The sequence below is a fragment of the Candidatus Thiothrix phosphatis genome, assembly GCF_035668035.1.
In the GTDB taxonomy this organism is placed as follows: domain Bacteria; phylum Pseudomonadota; class Gammaproteobacteria; order Thiotrichales; family Thiotrichaceae; genus Thiothrix; species Thiothrix phosphatis.
Map to the genome: position 1 here is coordinate 66,031 of NZ_JAYMYJ010000094.1, position 8,001 is coordinate 74,031.

The window sequence follows — 8,001 nt, forward strand, 5'->3', positions numbered from 1 at the left end:
CCGCCAAACACGATGAAAGGGGCTTTTGATTTCGGTCAGCTCTAGGGGATTGCCCTACTTCAGCCAGGACTGGTAAATCGGGTTCGTGTCCTTCATGTCCAGATACAACCAAACCATCCTGTCGGTAAACCATGCCTTGGTCACCATTATCCACAGCGCGCTTGTCACCAGTGCCCATACGTGCAAGCTGTATATGCCGTAGATCCATAGCGGAACCCCTAAAACCGATAGCGCCTGCAACACCCTACAGGCACGCAGGTGGTGTTGCGGAATATTTTCATGTTTTCTGTTCAAGTAAATGCGTTCACCGAATGTGCACATGGATGCCCAGTTGTGGGTTGATGCAGGTGCCCGGAAAATACGGGGGTTTAACCAGATCCAGAAAATGGAGACAGCGACCGGCACGATGGCAAGGCTGCCCCAATATTCCCTCGACCAGAACGCCAGCGAAAGCAGCGGCAAGGCAGTGAAGCGGGAATAGACGCTCCAGGGGTTGGAATGCCGTTGCCATACAGCCTCGTCCATCGACATCGACCGCTCAAGAAGCTTTAGCCAATCCATAACGCCACCTTTGGATAGTCACTATCCGGCCATGTTAGATTGCGCCCCCACGCTTCGCCAGACTTTTGGTTGTTCTTATGCCTGTTGGAAATCGATCTGCACGATGCGTTGTCGCAGTGACGCCCTGACTTCCTCCAGCGTGATATTTTCCCGATTCGAAATCATATATTCTGGACAAACCTGAAAATCCCGATGAATGTCATTGAACAAGAAGGAAATAAGCACTGATGAAAGGCTCATGTTTCTGCGGCAGTATCGCCTTCGAAATTTCCGGGGAAATCCCCGATTTGTACCAATGCCATTGTTCGGAATGCCGCAAGACCACAGGTGCTGCGGCCAATGCCGCTGCAACGCTGGTGACGGTTGCAAAGGGTGGGCCATTCGCCAGCCATATCCCCTTATTGCTGGAAGCTGGTGAGCCGCCCAGGTTGGTCGGCCATCTGGCGAAAGCCAACCCGCAATGGCAGCACTTCGCGACAAACTCCCGCGTCATGGCGATTTTTCACGGTGCACACGCCTATGTCTCACCAACCTGGTACGAAAAGCCGGGTGTGCCGACCTGGAATTACGCCGCCGTGCATGTTTACGGGCGCGTCAACCTGATTCATGACCCTGCAACCTTACGCGCACAGATTAACCGGATGAGTCGGCATTTTGAGGGTGAAGGGGAAAAGGCATGGATTCCCGCCTACCCGGACAAAATGCTGGACATGATCGTCGGGTTCGTCATGGAGGTGGAGGAAGTGCAGGCAAAATACAAACTCAGCCAGAACCGTAGTCAGGTTGACCGGCAAAATGTCATCAGTGTCTTGCAGGAAAGTTCAGCGGAAAGCGGGCAAGATGTCGCCAGCCTGATGCGGCGCACCTTGCCAGGAAACGCAGGGTGATGTATCACCTGTACACAATGGCCATCATTGCCAGACAGGTGCGCCATGTCCTGCCCTTGTCGGGGGTAAGCCAGTAATAGTTTTCAGCATTGTCGAGAAAGCAAGGTAGCGTATGGATATTTGTCACGGAACATGGGTTCCCGCCAGCAATAGTGATTTCAATAATCAGGGGCAATTCATTTTCTGGGTTGAAACGCCAGCCCAGCCCCGCAGCAAAGTCAAAGAAGGTATCCACCCTAACCACCTGTCCAAAAACACTGCCCTGGGCGATTTTCTGACCTCAGTTTTGTCCCTCAGCAAGGCCACGCTGCTGGCTCTTCAGCCAAAACCTGCCATTTTCTATGCCACCCTGCCCACCCATGCAGAGTTGCCCTTACCCAGCCTGGAAATGGCGCAACTGACAGGTGAATTCCTGCCGGATGAGTGCTCCTGGCAAACGTGGGCCATCAACGGCAAGGTGATCAACCAGCCGTTGTTGTTCCTGCGTGAATTGCAGTTTATTGCCAGTATGGGGCAGCCGGGCTTCCGCTTGGGCAGTGATTTGCTGTTCTGGGTGCAATACGCGCAGCAGTTGCGCAATATGATCCGCCAACACCAGTTCTTGCCAGTGATGAAATGCCGTCAGCCTGCGGGTAAAAAGGCACGTTTAAGCATTGAGACTGGCTGGTCGCCGGTAGGCAGTCTGTATGAACGCGGCCTACAGGATTTTGCTGCCGCCATGCCGGGTATTTGCACAACTATCAGTAATCAGCCCCCGCCACAAACCAGTGCCTCAAATCACCCGGACAATTGGGAAGCGCTGGCCTTGCTCAGGCATTTTTCCGAACAGCAATTGGAAGGGCTGGTAACCAGCGCCAAGTTCACCAAACAGGTCTTGCAACAGCTAGGTGATAGCTGGTTGCTGGATGCGGCAGGCTATACCGTCAGCGGCGTCCACAAAATGCCGAATACCGACAGCGGTCTGACGGCTGGAGACTGGCAGCAATGGTATGCATGGCAACGGGGCATCGTGGGTAAAACACAGGATGCCGGTTTTGCGCTGGGGCTGCGTTTGCAACCAGCCGATAACAGGCCGGATACCGACTGGTGGCTGGGTTTCTTTGTCGAATCCAGCCAGGACCCTTCCCTGAAAATGGATTTGTCTGACTGGTGGACGCTATCCAGTGCCAAGCAAAAGCAATGGCAGCAACATTTCGGCCCACAGTTTGAACGCAACCTGCTGGTCAATATGGGGCATGCCGCGCGGATGTGCCCTTTGTTGTGGCAAGGTATGGAATCATCCCAGCCAACCGGTGTGAGCCTTGACCTGCCAACCGCTTATGAATTCCTGAAAAATGACGCCGCCGTGTTGGAGGCCGCCGGTTTTAGGATTGCCCTGCCCAGCTGGTGGACGCCGCAAGGCCGCAAACGGGCACGTATCCGTATCAAGGCGTCAGGCAGGTCAGCCTCTGCACAGGAAAAAAACAGCGGTACAGGCTATTTTTCCCTGCCATCGCTGGTGCAATACCACTACGAACTGGCTGTTGGGGGTGACGCCGTTACGGAGCAGGAATGGCAGGCACTGGTCAATGCCAAAACACCTCTGGTGCAGTTCCGGGGTGAATGGATGGAGCTGGACAGCGCCCAGATGGAACAACTGTTGGCTTTATGGCGGCAACAGGAACAGGATGGAGTGGATGCCTCCGTCAGTGATTTGCTCAAGCAAGTGGCCGAGGCTGATGACAACACCACCGAATTTGTTTTCGATGAGGTGCTGGATAGGGTGCTGCAAGGCCTGCAACAGCAGCGTGGCATTGAGCCTCTGGACAATCCTGTGGGGTTGCGGGGTCAGTTAAGGGCGTACCAAAAACAGGGTTTGTCATGGTTGGCTGCCCAGGAAAGCCTGGGGCTTAACCCTTGTCTGGCGGATGACATGGGGCTTGGTAAAACCATCCAGGTGATTGCATTGTTGCTGCATGAACGCAACCAGCTAACAGAGCAACAGCGGGCAGTCTTGCCACCCACTTTGCTGATTGCACCTACCTCGGTATTAAGCAACTGGCAAAAGGAAATGGAAAAGTTTTCCCCACAGTTGCGCAGCCTGATCCATCATGGCAGCGACCGTGCCGACAAGCCCAAACCTTTCAAGGACGCAGTTGCCACCCATGACGTGGTGATCACCTCTTTCACCATCGCCCGCAAGGATAGCGCTTTGTTCAAACAGCAAGCCTGGCAGCGTATCGTGGTGGACGAAGCCCAGAACATCAAGAACCCAAAATCTGCCCAGGCCAAAGCCATCTATGCACTGGAGGCCCCGCACCGCATTGCCATGACAGGTACCCCGATAGAAAACCGCCTGATGGATATGTGGTCGCTGTTCCACTTCCTCAACCCTGGCTATTTGGGCAACGCTACCCAGTTCAAGCGGGCCTATGAAACCCCGATCCAGCGAGAGGGCGACACACAGCGTTCCAGGCAATTGCAGCGTCTGGTTCAACCATTCATTTTGCGCCGCCTGAAAACCGACAGGTCGATCATCACCGACCTGCCAGACAAGGTTGAGCAAAAGGTCTATTGCAACCTGACCAAGGAGCAGGCTTCCCTGTATCAGGCGGTGGTGGATGATGTGCAGCAACAGTTGGAGGAGGTGGAGGGCATTCAGCGTAAAGGCTTGATCCTGGCAACGCTGATGAAACTGAAGCAGATTTGCAACCATCCTGCCCAGTTCCTGCAGGATGGCAGCAGCTTCAGTGAGGCCCGTTCACACAAGCTGACCCGCTTGGCTGAAATGGTCGAGGAAGCACTGGAGGAATCCGACAGCCTGTTGCTGTTTACCCAGTTTACCGAAGTGGGTGAGCAACTGGAGAAACTGTTACGCGGGAAATACGCCAGCCCCGTTTATTACCTGCATGGCGGAACCAGCCGCAAACACCGGGAACAGATGATCGACAGTTTTCAGGACCCTGATACCCCGGCAGGCATTTTCATCCTTTCCCTCAAGGCCGGGGGCGTCGGCATCACCCTGACGCAGGCCAACCATGTGTTCCATTTTGATCGCTGGTGGAACCCGGCCGTTGAGAACCAAGCCACTGACCGTGCTTACCGTATTGGCCAGCAGAAAACAGTGTTTGCCCATAAAATGGTGACACTGGGGACGCTGGAGGAGCGCATTGACAAGATGCTCGAAGACAAGCAGGCACTGGCAGACAGCATTATCGGCACGGATGAAAACTGGCTGACCGAGATGGACAATGCTGCTTTCCGGCAACTCATCCAGCTTAACCGCGCCACTATCCTGGAGGCTTGAAGATGGCAAAAATGACTCGCACTTGGTGGGGGGAAAAGTTCCTCAACGTACTGGCCATCAGTATGGACAGCGGGCGGCTGGGGCGCGGCAGGGCTTATTCAGGCCCCAATCGCTTGTTGAGCTTCGCGATTGATGGCCCGCTGGCCAAGGCGACGGTACGCGGCAACGTCAACCCGTATTTTGGGGTCACCAAGGAACCCCGTTACCAAGTTGAAGTGAAACTGAAACCCCTTTCCCCCAAGGATTGGGGCAAGCTGATTGAGGCCATCAGCCAGAACGCGGCGTGCTTGTCGCAGTTGCTGCTGAATGAAATGCCAGCGGCGATTGAAAGCGTCTTTGCCAGACAAAACTTGCACCTGCTACCACAACGTAGCAGCGACCTGATCAGTACATGCTCATGCCCGGATTACGCTTCACCGTGCAAGCATGTGGCCGGGGTTTATTACAAGCTGGCTTCGCTGCTGGATCGTGACCCAATGCTGCTGTTTCAGCTGCGCGGGATGGATCCTGTCAGGTTACAGGAAAAGCTGGCGGATTCCCCCTTGGGGAAAGCCTTGCTGGAGCAGCGCGGCGAGACCGGGCAGGCGCTTGAATACCATGCCCATCGCTACCCCGAGCCACAGCAGCAACCATTGGCAGTAACCAGCCTGAAAGCATTCTGGCAGGGGCAAACCGCCCTGCCGTTGGTGGAGGCCAGCGGCAAAGCAGCCACGCCAGCGGTATTGGTCAAAAAAGGTGGGGATTACCCCGCTTTCTGGCAACGGGACAATTCCTTTATAGGGGCAATGGAGGCTCTCTATACCAGCGTCACCGACAAGAACAAGGCTGTGCTGTAAACCCGGAAAGCGGGTTCTGGGGAGCGTTGCCTGTATCGTCTGGATAAGCACGCTGGCTCTATATGTGTTTCGGGGTCTTGGGTGCTTTAGCTGCTGGCCACCAAAGAGTAACCAACTGATAATAAAGCAATAACCCATATGGTCTTAGGTGGGCTTTTTGCCAAGACCCTGAAACCCATAATGAGCCATATGTGAGGCAGCATGACGCCCCCTCACCTCACTCACTCTTGGTCATACCCGCCCATCATTCACGCGGCAACTTGCAACGCCGTGCGGTTAAGCGCCGCAATCGCCGCCATCAACGACGCACTCACCGTATCGTGGTCCCGCGCCGCAGCGCCCACCCGATTGCCATCGATATTGAGCAACACATAGGCGACCGCTTCGGCATTCGTACCGCTGCCGACTGCGTGTTCGCTGTAATCGACCACCGCTATTTGCTGTCCGCTATACTGCTGCCAAGCATCGATGAAGGCTGACATCGCGCCTTCGCCCTCACCGTGGATGAGCTGTTCCACCTTGCCCTGAGCTATCCGCGCTTCGATCACGTCATTGCCGCCGCTGCGTTTCAACTGATAGCCATTGAGGCGCGGGCTGTCGTGGCTGGCAATGAAATGCTCGCAGAACAATTGGTAAATGGTTGCAGCGTTGATTTCACCGCCGCGTGTTTCACTGGCGCGCTGCACGATCTGCGCCAGTTCCACCTGCATCCAGCGCGGCAAGCTCAAGCCGTAGTCGCGCTCCAGGACAAACGCCACGCCGCCTTTCCCGGACTGACTATTGACCCGCACCACGGCCTGGAAATCGCGCCCAAGGTCGTGCGGATCAATCGGCAAATAGGCGACCTGCCACGGTTCATCCGGCTGCTGTTTCTGCAAGCTCTTGCGGATCGCGTCCTGATGGCTGCCGGAAAACGCGGTGTAGACCATCTCGCCAACCCACGGGTGACGCGGATGCACTGGCAAACCCGTACAGCGCATGTAGGTCTGGATGATCTCGTCCGGGTTGGCAAAGTCCAGTTGCGGGTCAATCCCCTGGCTGTACAAATTCATCGCCATGGTGAGGATGTCGAGATTGCCAGTACGTTCGCCATTGCCCATCAAGGTGCCTTCCACCCGGTCGGCTCCGGCCAGCAAGGCCAATTCAGCGGCGGCCACCGCACAGCCCCGGTCATTGTGGGTATGCACCGACAAAATGATGCTGTCGCGGCGGCTGATGTGGGTGGAAAAATATTCCACCTGATCAGCAAACACATTCGGTGACGCGACTTCCACCGTGCTCGGCAAATTGATGATGCAGGGGTGTTCCGGTGTTGGTTGCCAAACATCAATCACTGCTTCGCACACGTCCACCGCGTAATCGGTTTCGGTGCTGGTGAAACTTTCCGGGGAATACTGGAACACCCAATCGGTGGCCGGGTAACGGGCGGCTTCCCGCGCCACCCATTCCGCACCCCGGCGGGCAATTGCGGTGATACCGGCCTTGTCCATGCCGAACACGCGCTCACGCTGCACGGTGGAGGTGGAATTGTAGACATGCACCACCGCGCGATGCACACCCTGGAGCGCCTCGAATGTACGCACGATCAAATCTTCCCGCGCCTGCACCAACACCTGGACGGTGACATCCTCGGGAATCTGCCGGGCCTCGATCAACCAGCGCACGAAATCGTAATCCGGCTGGCTGGCGGAAGGGAAACCGACTTCGATTTCCTTGAAACCCATCTTGACCAACAAGGCCCACATGTCGCGTTTCTGCGCAACATTCATCGGCTCCAGCAGCGCCTGGTTGCCGTCACGCAAATCGACACTGGCCCAGATCGGGGCTTGCTCAATGCTGCGGTTCGGCCACTGACGGTTGGCCATGAAGGGCGCGACCGTGGGGCGATACTTGCGATGGTCAAAGGCTTTCATTGCTTGTGCTCCTGTATATCGAATGGGGAAATAGTAATGCAGGAGCTGTGGAAGATTGTTGCGATTATTGTGTGCTAATGGTGTTTGTTGGCAATATAGTTGCCGATAGTCTCAGTATTTTGAGATTATCTGCTTCATGCCGTGGAAGACGCCTCCAGTGCGGTCAGGAATGCTTGCAGCTTCGCCTCGTCTTCATCACAGGCCTCATACAAAGCACGCAGGACATATTGCACGACGGGCGGCGTGTTGGAGGCCGAAGCTGCCTGCAAGGCGGCGACGGCAAGCTGCTCCAGTTCCTCCAGATGGCCAAGCCGCTGCTGGCAGCGGATGATTTCCGCCAGCGTATAGGCCAGTCCGGTTGGGTCTTGCTCGGCCTGGTAGAGGGGCAGCGCTTGCGCATAAACTGATAATGCCTGTTCCGGCTGGTTTTCTGACAATAGTAATATTCCCTGCATTAACAATACATTGGCGAGCCCGAGCTTCGCCTGTTCCTGTTGGTAGAGTTCGATGGCCTGATC

At 55.7% G+C, this 8,001-nt stretch carries 6 protein-coding genes; 3 read left to right on the forward strand and 3 right to left on the reverse strand.

The genetic code is table 11. The annotated features are described in order from the left end of the window. Positions 1-54: 54 nt before the first annotated feature. On the reverse strand, positions 55-561 hold the full coding sequence (locus VSS37_RS10185) for a DUF6653 family protein (RefSeq protein WP_324694896.1): 507 nt from the start codon (positions 559-561) through the stop codon (positions 55-57). Positions 562-788: 227 nt separating this feature from the next. On the opposite strand from VSS37_RS10185, the gene VSS37_RS10190 reads away from it, so the two are divergent. The 3 genes from VSS37_RS10190 to VSS37_RS10200 all read left to right on the forward strand — a co-directional run bounded on the left by VSS37_RS10190 (position 789) and on the right by VSS37_RS10200 (position 5,570). Then, a complete protein-coding gene (locus VSS37_RS10190; RefSeq protein WP_324694898.1) occupies positions 789-1,448 on the forward strand; it encodes an FMN-binding negative transcriptional regulator in 660 nt (219 codons plus the stop codon). A 112-nt stretch (positions 1,449-1,560) separates the two neighbouring features. Beyond that, the gene (locus VSS37_RS10195; protein ID WP_324694900.1) at positions 1,561-4,734 is read left to right on the forward strand and encodes a DEAD/DEAH box helicase; all 3,174 of its coding nucleotides are present in this window, start codon (positions 1,561-1,563) and stop codon (positions 4,732-4,734) included. Positions 4,735-4,736: 2 nt separating this feature from the next. Next, positions 4,737-5,570 (forward strand): SWIM zinc finger family protein, encoded by an 834-nt coding sequence (locus tag VSS37_RS10200; protein ID WP_324694901.1) that lies wholly within the window; start codon positions 4,737-4,739, stop codon positions 5,568-5,570. A gap of 248 nt (positions 5,571-5,818) precedes the next feature. Here the strand turns inward: VSS37_RS10200 and leuA are convergent, their stop codons facing one another. Beyond that, positions 5,819-7,483, reverse strand: coding sequence for a 2-isopropylmalate synthase (leuA, locus tag VSS37_RS10205; RefSeq protein WP_324694903.1), 1,665 nt, complete (start codon positions 7,481-7,483; stop codon positions 5,819-5,821). A 134-nt stretch (positions 7,484-7,617) separates the two neighbouring features. Beyond that, a partial coding sequence (locus VSS37_RS10210; protein WP_324694904.1) for a hypothetical protein occupies positions 7,618-8,001 on the reverse strand: 384 nt, incomplete at its 5' end.